Origin of the sequence: Streptomyces griseoruber (assembly GCF_001514205.1) — a bacterium.
In the GTDB taxonomy this organism is placed as follows: Bacteria; Actinomycetota; Actinomycetes; order Streptomycetales; family Streptomycetaceae; genus Streptomyces; species Streptomyces griseoruber.
In genome coordinates, this window is record NZ_KQ948780.1 from 92,710 (window position 1) to 111,343 (window position 18,634).

The following is an 18,634-nucleotide window of genomic DNA, read 5'->3' on the forward strand; positions in this document are numbered from 1 at the left end:
CTACGATGGGCCAGCCGGTGGCCAGCAGGGGCCGCGCGGCCAACCGAACCTCGGGAAGGCCATGCTGAACAAGTACGCGCGTGCGTTCTTCACGCGTGTCCTCACGCCGTTCGCCGCATTTCTGATCAGGCGGGGCGTCAGCCCCGACACGGTCACGCTGATCGGCACCGCCGGTGTGGTCGCGGGAGCGCTGGTCTTCTACCCCAGGGGAGAGTTCTTCTGGGGCACGGTCGTGATCACGCTGTTCGTGTTCTCCGACCTCGTCGACGGCAACATGGCCCGCCAGCTCGGCCGGTCCAGCCGCTGGGGCGCCTTCCTGGACTCCACGCTCGACCGGGTCGCCGACGGCGCGATCTTCGGCGGCTTCGCCCTCTGGTACGCGGGCAACGGCGACGACAACGTCCTGTGCGCCGTCTCGATCTTCTGCCTGGCCAGCGGTCAGGTGGTGTCGTACACCAAGGCCCGTGGCGAATCGATCGGCCTGCCGGTCGCCGTCAACGGGCTCGTCGAGCGGGCCGAACGCCTGGTGGTCTCGCTGGTCGCGGCCGGGCTCGCGGGGCTGCACACGTTCGGCGTGCCGGGCATCCAGTACCTGCTGCCCGTCGCCCTGTGGATCGTGGCCGTCGGCAGCCTGGTCACGCTGATCCAGCGGGTCGTCACGGTCCGGCGGGAGTCGGCCGAGGCGGAGGCCGCGGCGGCCACGGACGCGACGGACGCGACGGACGCCACGGACGTCACGCAGGCCACCGGTACCACGGAGACACGGGGGAGCGAGGCCGCGAAGTGAGCCCGCAGGAGCGCCTGACCGACGCGCTGTACGGCCTCGGCTGGAGCACCGTGAAGAAGCTCCCCGAGCCGGCCGCGGTGCGCCTCGGGCGGACCGTCGCCGACCTCACCTGGAAGAAACGCGGCAAGGGCGTACGACGACTGGAGAGCAACTACGCGCGCGTGGTGCCGGACGCGAGCCCCGAGCGGCTCGCCGAGCTCTCGCGCGCGGGCATGCGGTCGTACCTGCGCTACTGGATGGAGTCGTTCCGGCTGCCGGCGTGGAGCGAGGAGCGGATCAGGACCGGCTTCGACCCCAAGGACCTCCACCACCTCACCGACGGCATCGCCTCCGACCGGGGCGTCGTCCTCGCCCTGCCGCACATGGCGAACTGGGATCTCGCCGGCGCCTGGGTCACCACCGAGCTGGCGACCCCGTTCACGACGGTCGCCGAACGCCTCAGGCCCGAATCCCTGTACGACCGTTTCGTCGCCTACCGCGAGGGCCTCGGCATGGAGGTCCTGCCGCACAGCGGCGGCGCCGCCTTCGGCACCCTGGCCCGGCGGCTGCGCGACGGCGGTCTGGTCTGCCTGGTCGCCGAGCGCGACCTGTCCGCCTCGGGCGTCGAGGTGAGCTTCTTCGGCGACACCGCGACGATGCCCGCGGGCCCGGCCCTGCTCGCCCAGCAGACCGGCGCCCTGCTGCTCCCCGTCACGCTCTGGTACGACGACTCGCCCGTCATGCAGGGCCGCGTCCATCCCCCGATCGAGGTACCCCGGTCAGGTACCCGGGCCGAGAGGACGTCTGTCATGACACAGGCCCTGGCGGACGCCTTCGCCTCGGGTATCGCCGACCATCCGGAGGACTGGCACATGCTTCAGCGGTTGTGGCGCGCGGATCTCGACCCCGCGCGTCCCGGTCCCGGGGGGACCGCGTGAGGATCGGCATCGTCTGCCCGTACTCCTGGGACGTGCCGGGCGGCGTCCAGTTCCACATCCGCGACCTCGCCGAGTACTTCATCCGGCTGGGCCACGAGGTGTCCGTCCTCGCCCCGGCGGACGACGACACCCCGCTGCCGCCGTACGTCGTCTCGGCCGGCCGCGCGGTCCCGGTGCCGTACAACGGCTCGGTGGCCCGGCTGAACTTCGGCTTCCTCAGCGCCGCCCGGGTGCGCCGCTGGCTGCACGACGGCTCGTTCGACGTCATCCACATCCACGAGCCGACCTCGCCGTCCCTCGGTCTGCTGGCCTGCTGGGCCGCGCAGGGGCCGATCGTGGCGACCTTCCACACGTCCAACCCGCGTTCCCGCGCGATGATCGCCGCGTACTCGATCCTCCAGGCCGCGCTGGAGAAGATCAGCGCACGGATCGCGGTCAGCGAGTACGCCCGCCGCACGCTCGTGGAGCACCTCGGCGGGGACGCGGTCGTCATCCCCAACGGCGTCGACGTCGACTTCTTCGCCCGGGCCGAGCCCAGGCCCGAGTGGCAGGGCGACACGATCGGATTCGTCGGCCGGATCGACGAGCCGCGCAAGGGACTGCCGGTGCTGATGAAGGCCCTGCCGAAGATCTTCGCCGAGCGGCCGCAGGCCCGGCTGCTGGTCGCGGGCCGCGGCGACGCCGAGGAGGCGGTGGCCGACCTGCCCAAGGAACTGCACGCGCGCGTGGAGTTCCTCGGCATGGTCAGCGACGAGGACAAGGCACGCTTCCTGCGCAGCGTCGACCTGTACGTCGCCCCCAACACCGGCGGCGAGAGCTTCGGCATCATCCTCGTCGAGGCCATGTCGGCGGGCGCCCCCGTCCTCGCCTCCGACCTGGACGCCTTCGCCCAGGTCCTCGACCAGGGCGCGGCCGGCGAGCTGTTCGCCACCGAGGACGCGGACGCGCTGGCCGAGGCGGCCGTACGGCTCCTGGGCGACCCGGAGCGCCGCGCCGAGCTGCGCCGGCGCGGCAGCGCCCACGTCCGCCGCTTCGACTGGTCCACCGTCGGGGCGGACATCCTGTCGGTGTACGAGACGGTCACGGCGGGCGCGGCGGCGGTGGCCGCGACCGACGACGACCGGGGCGGCCCGGGCCTCCGAGCCCGCCTGGGCCTGGCCCGCGACTGACCACGCGGCCGGGGCGAGGAGACGACTCCCGGGCGCCGACTCCCGACCGACCGCGCGCGCGGCGGCGCAGGTCGGGTTCCCTGGCTGACCGGGTGTGTGGTGGGGTGGGGCCTCGGTGGTGCTGTAGGTCGGGTTCCTGGCTGACCGCGCGGGTGGTGGCGTCGGTGCGGATCCCGGGTGAGACCGTGCGTGCGGTGCGGTTGTGCCGGGGGTGCGACCGTGCCGTCGGTGGGGCAGGGGGTGCCGATAGCCTTGCTGCCCGTGACCCCAACCCTCATCTGGGCCCTCGTCGTCCTCGTCGCGATCGGCCTGTACCTGAGCTGGACGGCGGGCCGCCTGGACCGCCTGCACGCCCGGATCGACGCCGCGCGCGCGGCGCTGGACGCCCAGCTGCTCCGCCGGGCGTCCGTGGCCCAGGAGCTGGCCACCTCGGGGGTCCTCGACCCGGCCGCCTCGATCGTGCTGTACGAGGCCGCGCACGCCGCCCGGCAGGCCGAGGAGGAGCAGCGGGAGGTCGCCGAGAGCGAGCTGAGCCAGGCCCTGCGGGCCGTCTTCGCGGACGCCCGCCAGGTGGAGGCCGTCCGCGAGGCACCCGGGGGAGAGGCGGCGACGCACGAGCTGACGGAGGCCGTCCGCCGCGTCCCCATGGCCCGCCGCTTCCACAACGACACCGTCGGCGCCGCCCGCCGGCTGCGCGAGCACCGCAAGGTCCGCTGGTTCCGGCTGGCCGGTCACGCCCCGTTCCCGATGGCCTTCGAGATGGACGACGAGGCCCCCGCCGCCCTGGCGGACCGCGCCTCCTGAGCCGCCCGGAGCGAAAACGATCCACCGCCTTCCCATTGGCCCTTGCTGTGGACTGGTCCGCTCCCGTTTCCTCGGTGATTGCACAATCCCCTCTTCCCTTCCAGTGAGGTCACCCGTGTCCACCATCGACAACCAGGCTCCCGAGACCGGCACCGCGCGCGTGAAGCGCGGCATGGCCGAGCAGCTCAAGGGCGGCGTGATCATGGACGTCGTCACGCCGGAGCAGGCGAAGATCGCCGAGGACGCGGGGGCCGTCGCGGTCATGGCCCTGGAGCGGGTTCCGGCCGACATCCGCAAGGACGGCGGCGTGGCCCGTATGTCCGACCCCGACATGATCGAGGGCATCATCGAGGCCGTCTCGATCCCGGTCATGGCCAAGTCCCGCATCGGCCACTTCGTCGAGGCCCAGGTCCTGCAGTCCCTCGGCGTCGACTACATCGACGAGTCCGAGGTGCTCACCCCGGCCGACGAGGTCAACCACTCCGACAAGTGGGCCTTCACCACCCCGTTCGTCTGCGGCGCCACCAACCTGGGCGAGGCCCTGCGCCGCATCGCCGAGGGCGCGGCGATGATCCGCTCCAAGGGCGAGGCCGGCACCGGCAACGTCGTCGAGGCGGTCCGCCACCTGCGGCAGATCAAGAACGAGATCGCCCGCCTGCGCGGCTACGACAACAACGAGCTGTACGCCGCCGCCAAGGAGCTGCGTGCCCCGTACGAGCTGGTCAAGGAGGTCGCCGAACTCGGCAAGCTCCCGGTCGTGCTGTTCTCCGCCGGTGGTGTGGCCACCCCCGCCGACGCCGCGCTGATGCGCCAGCTCGGCGCCGAGGGCGTCTTCGTCGGCTCCGGCATCTTCAAGTCCGGCGACCCGGCCAAGCGCGCCGCCGCCATCGTGAAGGCGACCACCTTCTACGACGACCCGAAGATCATCGCGGACGCGTCCCGCAACCTGGGCGAGGCCATGGTCGGCATCAACTGCGACACCCTCCCCGAGGCCGAGCGCTACGCCAACCGCGGCTGGTAGTCCCCGATGAGCACTCCTGTCATAGGTGTCCTGGCCCTCCAGGGCGACGTACGGGAGCACCTGATCGCCCTGGCCGCGGCCGACGCCGTGGCCAGGCCGGTCCGGCGCCCCGAGGAACTCGCCGAGGTGGACGGTCTCGTCATCCCCGGCGGCGAGTCCACCACGATCTCCAAGCTGGCCGTCCTGTTCGGCCTGATGGAGCCCCTCCGCGCGCGCGTACGGGCCGGGATGCCCGTCTACGGCACCTGCGCCGGCCTGATCATGCTCGCCGACAAGATCCTCGACCCGCGCTCGGGCCAGGAGACGATCGGCGGCATCGACATGATCGTGCGCCGCAACGCCTTCGGACGTCAGAACGAGTCCTTCGAGGCGGCGGTGGACGTCCGGGGCGTCCAGGGCGACCCCGTGGAGGGCGTCTTCATCCGCGCCCCCTGGGTGGAGTCCGTCGGTGCCGCGGCCGAGGTGCTCGCCGAGCACGACGGCCACATCGTCGCGGTCCGCCAGGGCAACGCGCTCGCCACGTCGTTCCACCCGGAACTGACCGGCGACCACCGCGTGCACTCCCTGTTCGTCGACATGGTGCGCGCGAACCGTACGGCGGAGTCCTTGTAGGATCTCTGGCGTTCGTTATGTGGATGGTTACGCGAAGGAGACAGGCAGATGTCCGGCCACTCTAAATGGGCTACGACGAAGCACAAGAAGGCCGTGATCGACGCCAAGCGCGGCAAACTCTTCGCGAAGCTGATCAAGAACATCGAGGTCGCCGCGCGTATGGGCGGTGTCGACATCGAGGGCAACCCGACGCTCTACGACGCCATCCAGAAGGCGAAGAAGCAGTCGGTGCCGAACAAGAACATCGACTCCGCGGTCAAGCGCGGCGGTGGTCTCGAGGCCGGCGGCGCCGACTACGAGACGATCATGTACGAGGGCTACGGCCCGAACGGTGTCGCGGTGCTCATCGAGTGCCTCACCGACAACCGCAACCGCGCCGCCTCCGACGTCCGCGTCGCCATGACCCGCAACGGCGGCTCCATGGCCGACCCGGGCTCGGTGTCGTACCTCTTCAACCGCAAGGGCGTCGTCATCGTCCCCAAGGGCGAGCTGAGCGAGGACGACGTCCTGGGCGCCGTCCTGGACGCGGGCGCCGAGGAGGTCAACGACCTCGGAGAGTCCTTCGAGGTGCTCAGCGAGGCCACCGACCTGGTCGCGGTCCGCACCGCCCTCCAGGAGGCCGGCATCGACTACGACTCCGCCGAGGCCAACTTCGTCCCGACCATGCAGGTCGAACTGGACGAGGAGGGCGCGAAGAAGATCTTCAAGCTCATCGACGCCCTCGAGGACAGCGACGACGTACAGAACGTCTTCGCCAACTTCGACGTGAGCGACGAGGTCATGGAGAAGGTCGACGCCTGAGCCGACGCTCCTTCGCGAACGGGCCGACGGGACACCCCCCGTCGGCCCGTCGCTTTGTCGGTGACGGCTTTGTCAGTGGCACCCGATAGCCTGCACGAACAGCCTGCACGAACGGCCTGCACACACAGGCAGTCGAAGGGGAGGGGGCGCGGTGCGCGTACTCGGGGTGGACCCCGGACTCACGCGATGCGGTGTCGGTGTCGTCGAGGGGGTCGCGGGCCGGCCGCTCACCATGCTCGGCGTGGGAGTCGTCCGCACCCCCGCCGATGCCGAGCTGGGCCTCCGCCTGGTCGCCGTCGAGCAGGGCATCGAACAGTGGCTCGACGAGTACCGCCCCGAATGCGTCGCCGTGGAGCGGGTCTTCAGCCAGCACAACGTCCGTACGGTCATGGGCACCGCCCAGGCCAGCGCCGTCGCCACGCTGTGCGCCGCCCGCCGCGGCATCCCCGTCGCCCTGCACACCCCCAGCGAGGTCAAGGCCGCCGTCACGGGCAGCGGCCGCGCAGACAAGGCCCAGGTCGGCGCCATGGTCACCCGGCTGCTCCGGCTCGCCGCGCCCCCCAGGCCCGCCGACGCCGCCGACGCCCTCGCCCTCGCCATCTGCCACATCTGGCGCGCCCCCGCGCAGAACCGCCTCCAGCAGGCCGTCGCCCTGCACACAGCCAAAGCACCGACACTGAAAGGCCGTACGGGATGATCGCCTTCGTGAGCGGACCGGTCGCCGCCCTCGCCCCCGACTCCGCGGTGGTCGAGGTGGGCGGCATCGGCATCGCCGTCCAGTGCACACCCAACACCCTCTCCGGGCTGCGCATGGGCCAGCAGACGAAACTGGCCACCTCCCTCGTCGTCCGCGAGGACTCCCTCACGCTGTACGGCTTCGTGGACGACGACGAGCGCCAGGTCTTCGAGCTGCTCCAGACCGCGAGCGGCGTGGGCCCCCGCCTCGCCCAGGCCATGCTGGCCGTCCACACGCCCGACGCGCTGCGCCGAGCCGTGGCCACCGGTGACGAGAAGGCGCTGATCGCCGTCCCCGGCATCGGCAAGAGGGGTGCCCAGAAACTCCTGCTGGAGCTGAAGGACCGCCTCGGCGAGCCCGTCGGCGCCCCCGCGATCGGCGCCCCGGTCACCCAGGGCTGGCGCGACCAGCTGCACGCCGCCCTGATCGGCCTGGGCTACGCCACCCGCGAGGCCGACGAGGCCGTGGCCGCCGTCGCCCCGCAGGCCGAGGCCGCCGAGGGCACCCCGCAGGTCGGCCGGCTCCTCAAGGCCGCCCTCCAGACACTCAACCGCGCCCGCTGACCCCGCACCGCGCCCGCTGACCCCGCACCGCGCCCGCCGACCCACACCCCCCGAGGCACATCAATGAACTGGGACGACCCGACCGACACCGACGCCGAGCGGCTGGTGGGCTCCGTCGCCGACCGCGAGGACCAGGCCGTCGAGGCCGCCCTGCGCCCCAAGGACCTGGGTGAGTTCATCGGCCAGGAGAAGGTGCGCGAACAGCTCGACCTCGTCCTGCGCGCCGCCCGCGCGCGGGGCGCCACCGCCGACCACGTACTGCTCTCCGGCGCCCCCGGCCTCGGCAAGACCACCCTCTCGATGATCATCGCGGCCGAGATGGGAGCCCCCATCCGCATCACCTCCGGCCCCGCCATCCAGCACGCCGGCGATCTCGCCGCGATCCTCTCCTCCCTCCAGGAGGGCGAGGTCCTCTTCCTCGACGAGATCCACCGCATGTCCCGGCCCGCCGAGGAGATGCTCTACATGGCCATGGAGGACTTCCGCGTCGACGTCATCGTCGGCAAGGGCCCCGGCGCCACCGCCATCCCCCTCGAACTGCCGCCCTTCACCCTGGTCGGCGCCACCACCCGCGCGGGCCTGCTGCCGCCCCCGCTGCGCGACCGCTTCGGCTTCACCGCGCACATGGAGTTCTACGAGCCCGCCGAGCTCCGCCGCGTCGTCCACCGTTCGGCCCATCTGCTCGACGTCGAGATCGACCCCGCCGGCGCCGCCGAGATCGCCGGCCGCTCCCGCGGCACGCCCCGCATCGCCAACCGCCTGCTGCGCCGCGTCCGCGACTACGCGCAGGTCAAGGCCGACGGTGTGATCACCCGCGACATCGCCTCGGCGGCCCTCGCCGTCTACGAGGTCGACGCCCGCGGCCTCGACCGCCTCGACCGCGCGGTCCTCCAGGCACTGCTGAAGCTGTTCGGCGGCGGACCGGTCGGTCTTTCCACGCTCGCCGTCGCCGTGGGCGAGGAACGTGAGACCGTGGAGGAGGTGGCCGAGCCGTTCCTCGTCCGTGAGGGACTGCTCGCCCGCACCCCGCGGGGACGCGTGGCCACCCCGGCCGCCTGGGCACACCTCGGCCTCACCCCGCCCCGCACCCCCGCGGCAGGAAACGGACAACAGGACCTGTTCGGGACCTGAGCGGTTCATCGGCGGGGGCAATGGCGGGGCCAGGAACCCAGGTGCCATGCTGAGCGTTGTTCCCTGCACGCGGACTCGCTTAGACTCCGCCGATGCCGCCTTTGTCGGCAGCACACATCCAACCCCCATCCATCAGGCCGCTCAGCCATCGCGGTCGCTTGAAGGAAGTTCCGACCCGTGAGTCCTTTGACCCTCCTGCCGTTCATCGTGCTCATCGGGGCCATGTTCCTGATGACCCGGTCGGCCAAGAAGAAGCAGCAGCAGGCCGCCGACATGCGGAACCAGATGCAGCCCGGCAGTGGCATCCGCACGATCGGGGGCATGTACGCGACGGTCAAGGAGGTCAGTGACGACACGGTCCTCCTCGACGCGGGCCCGGGCGTGGAACTGCTCTTCGCGAAGAACGCGATCGGTGCCGTCCTGACCGACGACGAGTACAACCGCATCGTCCACGGCATCGAGCACGACCTGAAGTCCGACTCCGACGTCGTCCCCGACGACGCCTCCTCCCTCACCGACCCCGCCGACGCCGACGAGTCCGCCGACGAAGCTGCCGCCGCCTCCGACGACAAGTCCGTCGACCTCGGCAAGAAGGGCGCGTCCGACGAGGACGCGGTGCAGGCCGACGAGCCCGAGGCCCAGCAGGCCGAGGCCGACGAGGAGCCGAAGAAGACCGACGGCGACTCCGACGCGAAGAAGTAGTCACGCCCCCGGGGCTCACGGATCACACCCGTGCGCCCCCGGGGCGTGCGCATCTCGCACGGGATCCCGACTACATGTCATGGCCGCCGCCCTGACCAGGCACGAGGCGGCCCGAGAGGGAGTACAAGAAGGTGGCAGCACCTAAGAAGGGCCGGAGCGCGAGCGCCCAGAGCAAGCCAGGGCGCTCGCTGGCCCTGATCCTGATCGCCATCGTGGGTCTCACCGGGGGCATGTTCGCCTCCGGGCACACGACCCCGCGACTCGGCATCGACCTTGCCGGCGGCACCAGCATCACGCTGGAGGCGAAGGCCGACCAAGGTTCCGCGATCAACAAGGCCAACATGGACACCGCGGTCGACATCATGAACCGCCGTGTCAACGGCCTGGGCGTCTCCGAGGCGGAGGTGCAGACCCAGGGCGACAAGAACATCATCGTCAACATCCCCAAGGGCACCAACTCCAAGGAAGCCCGGGCGCAGGTCGGCACCACCGCCAAGCTGTACTTCCGTCCCGTCCTGGCCCAGGAGGCCACCGGCGCCGCCGCGGGCACCGCCTCGCCGAGCGCGTCCGCCACGGGCTCCTCCAGCGCCTCGCCGAGCTCGACCGCGAGCCCCTCCTCGAGCGCCTCCGGCACCGGCGAGAAGGCGAGCTCCTCGTCCTCCCCGTCGGCCACCGCCACCTCGCAGGGCCGCGCCGTCACCGACGCCCTCAAGGCCGACTCCACACCGTCCGCGAGCGCCAGCGCCAAGGCCTCCGCCAGCCCGTCGGCCTCCGCCTCGACGAGCACCGACGCCGAGTCCGCCGCCCTCCAGGCCAAGTACGCGGCGCTGGACTGCACCAAGAAGTCCGTGCGCACCAAGGCCGGCGAGGGCGTCAAGCCCGAGGACCCCACCGTCGCCTGCGGTGAGATCTCCGGCGTCTGGTACAAGTACCTGCTCGGCCCGTCCGCCGTCGCCGGCACCGAGATCGACAAGGCCTCGGCCAACTTCGACACGCAGGGCGCCTCCGGCTGGCAGGTCGTCATGGAGTTCAACTCCCAGGGCCGCAAGAAGTTCGCCGACGTCACCGCCCAGCTGGCGCAGAACACCCAGCCGCAGAACGAGTTCGCCATCGTCCTCGACGGCGACGTCGTCTCCAGCCCCTTCGTGCAGAACGCGATCACGGGCGGCAGTGCCCAGATCTCCGGCAGCTTCACCCAGGAAGAGGCCCAGAACCTCGCCAACATGCTGTCCTACGGTGCGCTTCCGCTCTCCTTCAAGGAGCAGAGCGTGAACACCGTGACCGCCGCGCTCGGCGGTGACCAGCTGCACGCCGGTCTGCTCGCCGGCGCCATCGGTCTCGCCCTGGTCGTGATCTACCTGGTGGCCTACTACCGCGGTCTGTCGCTCATCGCGATCGCCTCGCTGCTGGTCTCCGCGGCCCTCACCTATGTGCTGATGTCGCTGCTCGGCCCGGCCATCGGCTTCGCGCTGAACCTGCCGGCCGTCTGTGGCGCCATCGTCGCGATCGGTATCACGGCGGACTCGTTCATCGTGTTCTTCGAACGCATCCGGGACGAGATCCGCGAGGGCCGCACCCTGCGCCCCTCCGTCGAGCGGGCCTGGCCGCGCGCCCGGCGCACCATCCTGGTCTCGGACTTCGTGTCGTTCCTCGCCGCCGCGGTGCTGTTCATCGTCACCGTCGGCAAGGTCCAGGGCTTCGCGTTCACCCTCGGTCTGACGACCGTCCTCGACGTGGTCGTGGTCTTCTTCTTCACCAAGCCGCTGATGACCCTGCTCGCCCGCCGCAAGTTCTTCGCGAACGGCCACAAGTGGTCCGGGCTCGACCCCAAGAGCCTGGGCGCGCAGCCGCCGATTCGCCGCACCCGCCGTCCCGCCGGTCCTGCCGGCCCCGTCGAGACCAAGGAGGCGTGAGCGTGTCGAAACTCGGCAGCCTCGGCGCCCGACTGCACCGTGGCGAGGTCAGCTACGACTTCATCGGCCACCGCAAGCTCTGGTACGGCATCTCGATCCTGATCACCATCACGGCCATCCTGGGCCTCGCGGTCCGCGGCCTGAACATGGGCATCGACTTCCAGGGCGGTGCCGTCTTCACCACCCCGAAGAACACCCATGTCTCCGTCTCGCAGGCCGAGGACGCCGCGGCGGCGGCGTCCGGCCACGAGGCGGTCGTGCAGAAGCTCGGCGACGGCTCGCTGCGCATCCAGATCGCCGGCATGGACACCCAGCAGTCCGACCAGATCAAGGACGACCTGGCCAAGGACTTCGACCTCAACTCCGAGTCGATCGCCGCCGACCTCGTCGGCCCCAGCTGGGGTGACCAGATCGCCAACAAGGCCTGGCAGGGCCTGGCGATCTTCATGGTCCTGGTCGTGATCTACCTGGCGATCGCCTTCGAATGGCGCATGGCCATCGCGGCGCTCGTCGCCCTGATCCACGACATCACCATCACCGTCGGCATCTACGCCCTCGTCGGCTTCGAGGTCACGCCCGGTACGGTGATCGGTCTGCTCACCATCCTCGGTTACTCGCTGTACGACACCGTCGTCGTCTTCGACTCCCTCAAGGAGCAGACGAAGGACCTCACCAAGCAGACCCGCTTCACCTACAGCGAGGTCGCCAACCGCTCGATCAACGGCACCCTGGTCCGTTCCATCAACACCACGGTGGTCGCCCTGCTGCCGGTGGCGGGCCTGCTGTTCATCGGCGGCGGTGTCCTCGGCGCGGGCACGCTCAACGACATCTCGCTGTCGCTGTTCGTCGGTCTCGCGGCCGGTGCCTACTCCTCGATCTTCATCGCCACCCCGCTCGTCGCCGACCTCAAGGAGCGCGAGCCGCAGATGAAGGCCCTCAGGAAGCGCGTCCTGGCCAAGCGGGCCCAGGCCGCCGCCGACGAGGAAGTGGCCGGGACCCGGGGCGAGTTCGGAGGAGACTCCGAGGACGCCACCCCGGCGGTCGTCGGACCGCGCGACCAGTCCGGGCCGCGCAGCCGCCGCAGGCCTTCGGGGAAGCGCCGATGACCGACGTCGTCGACACCACGGCGCTGCTGCTCAGCCGTATCCGCGATGTGGCCGACTACCCGGAGCAGGGGGTGATGTTCAAGGACATCACCCCGCTCCTGGCGGACCCGGTGGCGTTCACCGTGCTCACCGACGCCTTCGCGGCGATCGCCGAGCGCACCGGCGCCACCAAGATCGTCGGCCTGGAGGCCCGGGGCTTCATCCTGGGCGCCCCGGTCGCCGTCCGCGCCGGCCTCGGCTTCATCCCCGTACGCAAGGCGGGCAAGCTCCCCGGAGCCACCCTCAGCCAGGCCTACGACCTGGAGTACGGCTCGGCGGAGATCGAGGTGCACGCCGAGGACCTCACCGCGGGCGACCGGATCCTGATCGTCGACGACGTGCTCGCCACCGGCGGCACCGCCGAGGCCGCGATCCGGCTCATCCACCGCGCGGGCGCCGAGGTCGCGGGCGTCGCCGTCCTGATGGAACTGAGCTTCCTCGACGGCCGCCCCCGCCTGCGGGCCGCGCTCGGCGAGGCCCCGCTGGACGCCCTGCTGACCATCTGAACACCGCTGCGCCGCGAGGGGCGGGCCCGGAGGAATCCGGCGCCCGCCCCTCGCGTTGCACGGGTTGACGGTCCTCACATCGGCCTGAAGGCGATGCCGGAGCCCAGGATCGCTACGATGGGTGCTCCGGAGCCTGACCGGGGACCCGGATCGCGCACGAGGAGTCCTCTTGCCTGACGAGGCCCAGCACCTGACAGCCGCCAAGCCCGAGTCCGCCTCGGCACCCGCGGCCAAGCCGGCGCAAGCCGACGCCGGCGGCCCGGTCGAGCACGACCGTTCCGCGCCCGTCGAGAGGCCGGCGGAGGAGCCGCGCCCGAAGCCGGCCCCGCCCGAGCGCGCCGCGACCGCGCAGCCCCCCGCCCGCTCCGGCTCCTCCAACCGCGTCCGCGCCCGTCTCGCCCGCCTCGGCGTCCAGCGCGCCAACCCCTACAACCCGGTCCTGGAGCCGCTGCTGCGGATAGTGCGCAGCAACGACCCCAAGGTCGAGACCGCGACGCTGCGCCAGATCGAGAAGGCCTACCAGGTCGCCGAGCGCTGGCACCGGGGCCAGAAGCGCAAGAGCGGCGACCCGTACATCACCCACCCCCTCGCGGTGACCACGATCCTCGCCGAGCTCGGTATGGACCCGGCCACCCTCATGGCGGGCCTGCTGCACGACACCGTCGAGGACACCGAGTACGGCCTCGACGACCTGCGCCGCGACTTCGGCGACGTCGTCGCCCTGCTCGTCGACGGCGTCACCAAGCTGGACAAGGTCAAGTTCGGCGAGGCCGCGCAAGCCGAGACCGTGCGCAAGATGGTCGTCGCCATGGCCAAGGACCCGCGCGTCCTGGTCATCAAGCTCGCCGACCGTCTGCACAACATGCGCACCATGCGCTACCTCAAGCGCGAGAAGCAGGAGAAGAAGGCGCGCGAGACCCTCGAGATCTACGCGCCGCTCGCCCACCGCCTCGGTATGAACACCATCAAGTGGGAGCTGGAGGACCTCGCGTTCGCGATCCTCTACCCCAAGATGTACGACGAGATCGTACGGCTGGTGGCCGAAAGGGCTCCGAAGCGTGACGAGTACCTGGCCATAGTGACCGACGAGGTCCAGTCCGACCTGCGCGCCGCCCGTATCAAGGCGACCGTCACCGGCCGCCCGAAGCACTACTACAGCGTCTACCAGAAGATGATCGTCCGCGGCCGGGACTTCGCGGAGATCTACGACCTGGTGGGCATCCGCGTCCTGGTGGACACCGTCCGCGACTGCTACGCGGCGCTGGGCACCGTCCACGCCCGCTGGAACCCGGTTCCGGGGCGGTTCAAGGACTACATCGCGATGCCCAAGTTCAACATGTACCAGTCGCTGCACACGACGGTCATCGGGCCCAACGGCAAGCCCGTCGAACTCCAGATCCGTACGTTCGACATGCACCGCCGCGCCGAGTACGGCATCGCCGCGCACTGGAAGTACAAGCAGGAGGCCGTCGCCGGCGCCTCCAAGGTGCGCACCGACGTGCCGAAGGCCGGCAAGGGCAAGGACGACCACCTCAACGACATGGCGTGGCTGCGCCAGCTGCTCGACTGGCAGAAGGAGACCGAGGACCCCAGCGAGTTCCTGGAGTCCCTGCGCTTCGACCTGTCCCGCAACGAGGTCTTCGTCTTCACCCCGAAGGGTGATGTCATCGCGTTGCCCGCGGGTGCCACCCCGGTCGACTTCGCGTACGCGGTCCACACCGAGGTCGGCCACCGCACCATAGGAGCGCGGGTCAACGGCAGGCTCGTACCGCTCGAATCGACGCTGGACAACGGCGACCTGGTCGAGGTCTTCACCTCCAAGGCAACCGGCGCGGGCCCGTCCCGCGACTGGCTGGGCTTCGTCAAGTCGCCCCGGGCCCGCAACAAGATCCGGGCGTGGTTCTCCAAGGAGCGCCGCGACGAGGCGATCGAGCAGGGCAAGGACGCCATCGCGCGGGCCATGCGCAAGCAGAACCTGCCGATCCAGCGCATCCTGACCGGCGACTCCCTGGTGACGCTGGCGCACGAGATGCGCTACCCGGACATCTCCTCGCTGTACGCGGCGATCGGCGAGGGCCATGTGGCCGCGCAGAACGTCGTACAGAAGCTGGTGCAGGCGCTCGGCGGCGAGGAGGCGGCCACCGAGGAGATCGACGAGGCGGTCCCGCCGTCCCGCACCCGTGGCCGCAAGCGGCGCAGCAACCAGGACCCCGGGGTCGTGGTCAAGGGCGTCGACGACGTCTGGGTCAAGCTGGCCCGCTGCTGTACGCCCGTCCCGGGCGACCCGATCATCGGTTTCGTCACCCGCGGTAGTGGTGTATCGGTTCACCGCAGCGACTGCGTCAACGTGGAGTCACTGTCCCGGGAGCCGGAGCGCATCCTGGACGTCGAGTGGGCGCCCACCCAGTCCTCGGTCTTCCTGGTCGCCATCCAGGTCGAGGCCCTGGACCGCTCCCGGCTGCTGTCGGACGTCACCCGCGTGCTGTCCGACCAGCACGTCAACATCCTCTCGGCGGCCGTCCAGACCTCCCGCGACCGGGTCGCGACCTCCCGCTTCACCTTCGAGATGGGCGACCCCAAGCACCTGGGTCACGTCCTGAAGGCCGTACGGGGCGTGGAGGGCGTGTACGACGTCTACCGGGTGACCTCGGCCCGTCGGCCGTAGCCCCGCCGCGGACACACGAGAGGCCCCCGTACACCACGTACGGGGGCCTCTTTCACCGCTGTGTCAGCCGCTGGGTGAGCCGCTTAGCCGTGTGTCAGCCGCCGAACTCCTGGAGACCCTTCAGCGCCTGGTCCAGCAGGGCCTGGCGGCCCTCCAGCTCGCGCTCCAGCTTGTCGGCGCGGGAGGCGTTGCCCTGGGCGCGGGCCTGGTCGATCTGCGCCCGCAGCTTGTCCACCGCGGCCTGGAGCTGGCCGGTCAGACCCTCGGCACGCGCGCGTGCCTCCGGGTTGGTGCGGCGCCACTCGGCCTCCTCGGCCTCCTGGATCGCCCGCTCCACGGCGTGCATCCGGCCCTCGACCTTCGGCCGGGCGTCCCGCGGCACATGACCGATGGACTCCCAGCGCTCGTTGATCGAGCGGAACGACGCACGCGCCGTCTTCAGATCACCGATCGGCAGGAGCTTCTCGGCCTCCTCGGCCAGCTCCTCCTTGAGCTTCAGGTTCTCCGTCTGCTCGGCGTCCCGCTCGGCGAAGACCGAGCTGCGCGCCGCGAAGAACACGTCCTGGGCGCCGCGGAAGCGGTTCCACAGGTCGTCCTCGTGCTCGCGCTGGGCGCGGCCCGCGGCCTTCCAGTCGGCCATCAGCTCGCGGTAGCGGGCGGCCGTCGGACCCCAGTCCGTCGAGGCCGACAGCGCCTCGGCCTCCGCGACCAGACGCTCCTTGATCCGGCGGGCGTCCTCGCGCTGCGCGTCCAGCTGCGCGAAGTGGGCCTTGCGGCGCTTGGAGAACGCCGAGCGCGCATGCGAGAAGCGGTGCCAGAGCTCGTCGTCGGACTTGCGGTCCAGGCGCGGCAGACCCTTCCAGGTGTCCACCAGGGCCCGCAGCCGCTCACCGGCCGCCCGCCACTGGTCGGACTGCGCGAGCTGCTCCGCCTCGGCGACCAGTTCCTCCTTGGCGTGGCGGGCCTGGTCGGACTGCTTGGCCCGCTGCTGCTTGCGCTCCTCGCGGCGCGACTCGACCGCCTGCACCAGCTTGTCGAGCCGGGTCCGCAGCGCGTCCAGGTCACCGACCGCGTGATGCGCGTCGACCTGCTCGCGGATGTGGTCGATGGCGACCTGGGCGTCCTTCGCCGACAGGTCGGTCGTCTGCACCCGCTTCTCGAGGAGGCCGATCTCGACAACCAGGCCCTCGTACTTGCGCTCGAAGTAGGCCAAGGCCTCCTCGGGGGAGCCGGCCTGCCAGGAACCGACGACCTGCTCGCCGTCGGCCGTACGCACGTACACGGTCCCCGTCTCATCGACGCGGCCCCACGGGTCGCTGCTCACAGCGCCTCCTCCACATGATGCCTCCGAGGGGCTACGGCGCCCCCGGGCATCGTCCACAGTTTCGTCACGGCCAACATAGGCGACCGGCGGGGCGCCTGTCCGCATCCAGCGCGACCGAAATTCCGCAGTTGGCCGCCCTGGACGTCAGGACTTCGTGACCGTCGCCTTGTTGATCACAACGGTCGCGTTCGGGGCACCGTCACCGGCGCCGGTGTTCTCACCCGCGGCGGCGATCTTCTTCAGGACCTTCATGCCCTCGGCCGACACCGTGCCGAACGGGGTGTAGCTCGGCGGGAGCGAACTGTCCTGGTAGACGAGGAAGAACTGGCTGCCGCCGGTGTGCGCCTGACCGGTGTTGGCCATCGCGACCGTGCCCGCCGGGTAGACGTTGTCCTTGAGGCTCTTGTCCTTCAGGTTCTCGTCCGGGATGGTGTAGCCCGGTCCGCCGCTGCCGCTGCCCGTGGGGTCGCCGCACTGCAGGACGTAGATCCCGTTGGTGGTCAGCCGGTGGCACTTCGTGTGGTCGAAGTAGCCCTTGCCGGCGAGGAAGTCGAACGAGTTGACCGTGTGCGGGGCCGCGGCCGTCTTCAGCGCTATGTCGATGTCACCGCAGGTCGTCGCGAGCTTCATGGTGTAGTCCGCCGACTTGTCGATGGTCACCGCCGGCTCCTTCTTCCAGCTCAGCTTCTCGACCTTGCCGGCGGCCGCCTTCTCGCACGGGTCCTTCGCCGCGCTGGGCGAGGCGTCCGGGCTCGCCTCCGCGCTCGTGTTCGACTTGTCGTCCTTGTCGTCCTTGAGGACGCCCGTGGTGTAGAGCGTGAGGCTGCCGATCACGATCACGCCGAGCACCGACGCGATCACCGAGTTGCGCACGCGCGCCTTGCGCCGCGACGCCGTTCGCCGCTGCTGCTGCCGCAAGAACTTCTCCCGGGCGAGCTGACGCTTGCGCTGTTCCTGGGTGACCACCGGATTCTCTCCTTGTGCGTCTCGTGACATCGACCGCTTGCGTGTGCCCCGTACCGTATATGGGTTCGCTGAGGAAACGGCAGCGCCGGTAGGCTCTGACAGCGGCTGTCGCCGCGCAGAAGCCTCCCGTAATCGACACAACCAAGGACGATCGTGCTCATTGCCGGGTTCCCCGCCGGGGCCTGGGGGACGAACTGTTATCTCGTCGCCCCCGCCGCCGGTGAGGAGTGCGTGATCATCGACCCGGGCCATCAGGCGGCCCCCGGAGTCGAGGAAGCGCTGAAGAAGCATCGGCTCAAGCCCGTCGCCGTCGTCCTCACCCACGGCCACATCGACCATGTGGCCTCGGTCGTCCCGGTCTGCGGCGCGCACGACGTGCCGGCCTGGATCCACCCCGAGGACCGGTTCATGATGAGCGACCCCGAGAAGGCGCTCGGCCGGTCCATCGGGATGCCGCTGATGGGCGAGCTGACCGTGGGGGAGCCGGACGACGTCCGCGAGCTGACCGACGGCATCGAGCTGGACCTGGCGGGTCTGCGGTTCTCCGTCGCGCACGCGCCGGGCCATACCAAGGGGTCGGTGACCTTCCGGATGCCCGAGACGACCGAGATCCCCTCGGTCTTCTTCTCCGGGGATCTGCTGTTCGCCGGCTCCATCGGACGCACCGACCTGCCCGGCGGTGACATGGCCGAGATGCTCGACTCGCTGGCCCGCGTGTGCCTGCCGCTCGACGACTCGACCGTGGTCCTGTCCGGCCACGGCCCCCAGACGACCATCGGCCAGGAGCGCGCCACCAACCCGTATCTGCGGCAGGTGGCGAGCGGAGGCCAGGGAGCAGCTCAGGCTCCCCGACGAGGAATGTGACGAGAGAC

At 70.7% G+C, this 18,634-nt stretch carries 18 protein-coding genes; 16 read left to right on the forward strand and 2 right to left on the reverse strand.

What is annotated here, in order from left to right; genetic code table 11:
* Positions 1-61: 61 nt before the first annotated feature.
* The 15 genes from pgsA to AQJ64_RS35825 all read left to right on the forward strand — a co-directional run bounded on the left by pgsA (position 62) and on the right by AQJ64_RS35825 (position 15,472).
* Positions 62-787 (forward strand): phosphatidylinositol phosphate synthase, encoded by a 726-nt coding sequence (pgsA, locus tag AQJ64_RS35755; RefSeq protein WP_055633417.1) that lies wholly within the window; start codon positions 62-64, stop codon positions 785-787.
* Positions 784-1,704, forward strand: a complete 921-nt coding sequence (locus AQJ64_RS35760; RefSeq protein WP_055633416.1) for a phosphatidylinositol mannoside acyltransferase — start codon at positions 784-786, stop codon at positions 1,702-1,704. Before pgsA ends, AQJ64_RS35760 begins: the two co-directional genes overlap by 4 nt.
* A complete protein-coding gene (locus tag AQJ64_RS35765) occupies positions 1,701-2,873 on the forward strand; it encodes a glycosyltransferase family 4 protein (protein ID WP_055633415.1) in 1,173 nt (390 codons plus the stop codon). Before AQJ64_RS35760 ends, AQJ64_RS35765 begins: the two co-directional genes overlap by 4 nt.
* 261 nt (positions 2,874-3,134) lie before the next feature.
* Positions 3,135-3,677, forward strand: a complete 543-nt coding sequence (locus AQJ64_RS35770) for a hypothetical protein (protein ID WP_099053933.1) — start codon at positions 3,135-3,137, stop codon at positions 3,675-3,677.
* Positions 3,678-3,792: 115 nt separating this feature from the next.
* Positions 3,793-4,698, forward strand: coding sequence for a pyridoxal 5'-phosphate synthase lyase subunit PdxS (gene pdxS / locus AQJ64_RS35775; protein WP_055633413.1), 906 nt, complete (start codon positions 3,793-3,795; stop codon positions 4,696-4,698).
* 6 nt (positions 4,699-4,704) lie between these two features.
* Complete coding sequence (pdxT, locus tag AQJ64_RS35780) at positions 4,705-5,310, forward strand: pyridoxal 5'-phosphate synthase glutaminase subunit PdxT (RefSeq protein ID WP_055633412.1); 606 nt, start codon at positions 4,705-4,707, stop codon at positions 5,308-5,310.
* A 48-nt stretch (positions 5,311-5,358) separates the two neighbouring features.
* Positions 5,359-6,111 (forward strand): YebC/PmpR family DNA-binding transcriptional regulator, encoded by a 753-nt coding sequence (locus AQJ64_RS35785; RefSeq protein WP_055633411.1) that lies wholly within the window; start codon positions 5,359-5,361, stop codon positions 6,109-6,111.
* 151 nt (positions 6,112-6,262) lie between these two features.
* Complete coding sequence (ruvC, locus tag AQJ64_RS35790; protein ID WP_055633410.1) at positions 6,263-6,808, forward strand: crossover junction endodeoxyribonuclease RuvC; 546 nt, start codon at positions 6,263-6,265, stop codon at positions 6,806-6,808.
* Complete coding sequence (ruvA, locus tag AQJ64_RS35795) at positions 6,805-7,410, forward strand: Holliday junction branch migration protein RuvA (protein WP_055633409.1); 606 nt, start codon at positions 6,805-6,807, stop codon at positions 7,408-7,410. The genes ruvC and ruvA overlap by 4 nt, the downstream gene beginning before the upstream one ends.
* Positions 7,411-7,473: 63 nt before the next feature.
* On the forward strand, positions 7,474-8,541 hold the full coding sequence (gene ruvB / locus AQJ64_RS35800) for a Holliday junction branch migration DNA helicase RuvB (protein WP_055633408.1): 1,068 nt from the start codon (positions 7,474-7,476) through the stop codon (positions 8,539-8,541).
* A 177-nt stretch (positions 8,542-8,718) separates the two neighbouring features.
* Positions 8,719-9,243, forward strand: a complete 525-nt coding sequence (gene yajC / locus AQJ64_RS35805) for a preprotein translocase subunit YajC (RefSeq protein ID WP_055633407.1) — start codon at positions 8,719-8,721, stop codon at positions 9,241-9,243.
* Positions 9,244-9,374: 131 nt separating this feature from the next.
* Positions 9,375-11,156, forward strand: a complete 1,782-nt coding sequence (gene secD / locus AQJ64_RS35810) for a protein translocase subunit SecD (RefSeq protein WP_206189676.1) — start codon at positions 9,375-9,377, stop codon at positions 11,154-11,156.
* Positions 11,157-11,158: 2 nt separating this feature from the next.
* On the forward strand, positions 11,159-12,262 hold the full coding sequence (secF, locus tag AQJ64_RS35815; RefSeq protein WP_055633404.1) for a protein translocase subunit SecF: 1,104 nt from the start codon (positions 11,159-11,161) through the stop codon (positions 12,260-12,262).
* Positions 12,259-12,807 carry an adenine phosphoribosyltransferase gene (locus AQJ64_RS35820; RefSeq protein ID WP_055633403.1) on the forward strand — a complete coding sequence of 183 codons (549 nt, stop codon included), beginning with the start codon at positions 12,259-12,261 and terminating at the stop codon, positions 12,805-12,807. The genes secF and AQJ64_RS35820 overlap by 4 nt, the downstream gene beginning before the upstream one ends.
* 169 nt (positions 12,808-12,976) lie before the next feature.
* Entirely contained in the window at positions 12,977-15,472 is a 2,496-nt protein-coding gene (locus tag AQJ64_RS35825; protein WP_055633402.1) for a RelA/SpoT family protein, read from the forward strand.
* Positions 15,473-15,566: 94 nt separating this feature from the next.
* Here AQJ64_RS35825 and AQJ64_RS35830 read toward each other — a convergent pair whose 3' ends face one another.
* A complete protein-coding gene (locus AQJ64_RS35830) occupies positions 15,567-16,796 on the reverse strand; it encodes a DUF349 domain-containing protein (RefSeq protein WP_055633401.1) in 1,230 nt (409 codons plus the stop codon).
* A 144-nt stretch (positions 16,797-16,940) separates the two neighbouring features.
* Entirely contained in the window at positions 16,941-17,762 is an 822-nt protein-coding gene (locus AQJ64_RS35835) for a peptidylprolyl isomerase (RefSeq protein WP_055633400.1), read from the reverse strand.
* A gap of 153 nt (positions 17,763-17,915) precedes the next feature.
* Between AQJ64_RS35835 and AQJ64_RS35840 the strand changes: the two genes are divergently transcribed.
* Positions 17,916-18,626: an MBL fold metallo-hydrolase gene (locus tag AQJ64_RS35840; protein WP_055633399.1), complete on the forward strand. Its 711-nt coding sequence runs from the start codon at positions 17,916-17,918 to the stop codon at positions 18,624-18,626.
* Positions 18,627-18,634: the final 8 nt, after the last annotated feature.

Bases quoted from the DNA above. Each gene is read 5' to 3' on its own strand.
- AQJ64_RS35785 (WP_055633411.1), top strand. From the start codon at position 5,359: ATGTCCGGCCACTCTAAATGGGCTACGACGAAGCACAAGAAGGCCGTG.
- ruvB (WP_055633408.1), top strand. From the start codon at position 7,474: ATGAACTGGGACGACCCGACCGACACCGACGCCGAGCGGCTGGTGGGC.
- pgsA (WP_055633417.1), top strand. From the start codon at position 62: ATGCTGAACAAGTACGCGCGTGCGTTCTTCACGCGTGTCCTCACGCCG.
- ruvA (WP_055633409.1), top strand. From the start codon at position 6,805: ATGATCGCCTTCGTGAGCGGACCGGTCGCCGCCCTCGCCCCCGACTCC.
- AQJ64_RS35820 (WP_055633403.1), top strand. From the start codon at position 12,259: ATGACCGACGTCGTCGACACCACGGCGCTGCTGCTCAGCCGTATCCGC.
- pdxT (WP_055633412.1), top strand. From the start codon at position 4,705: ATGAGCACTCCTGTCATAGGTGTCCTGGCCCTCCAGGGCGACGTACGG.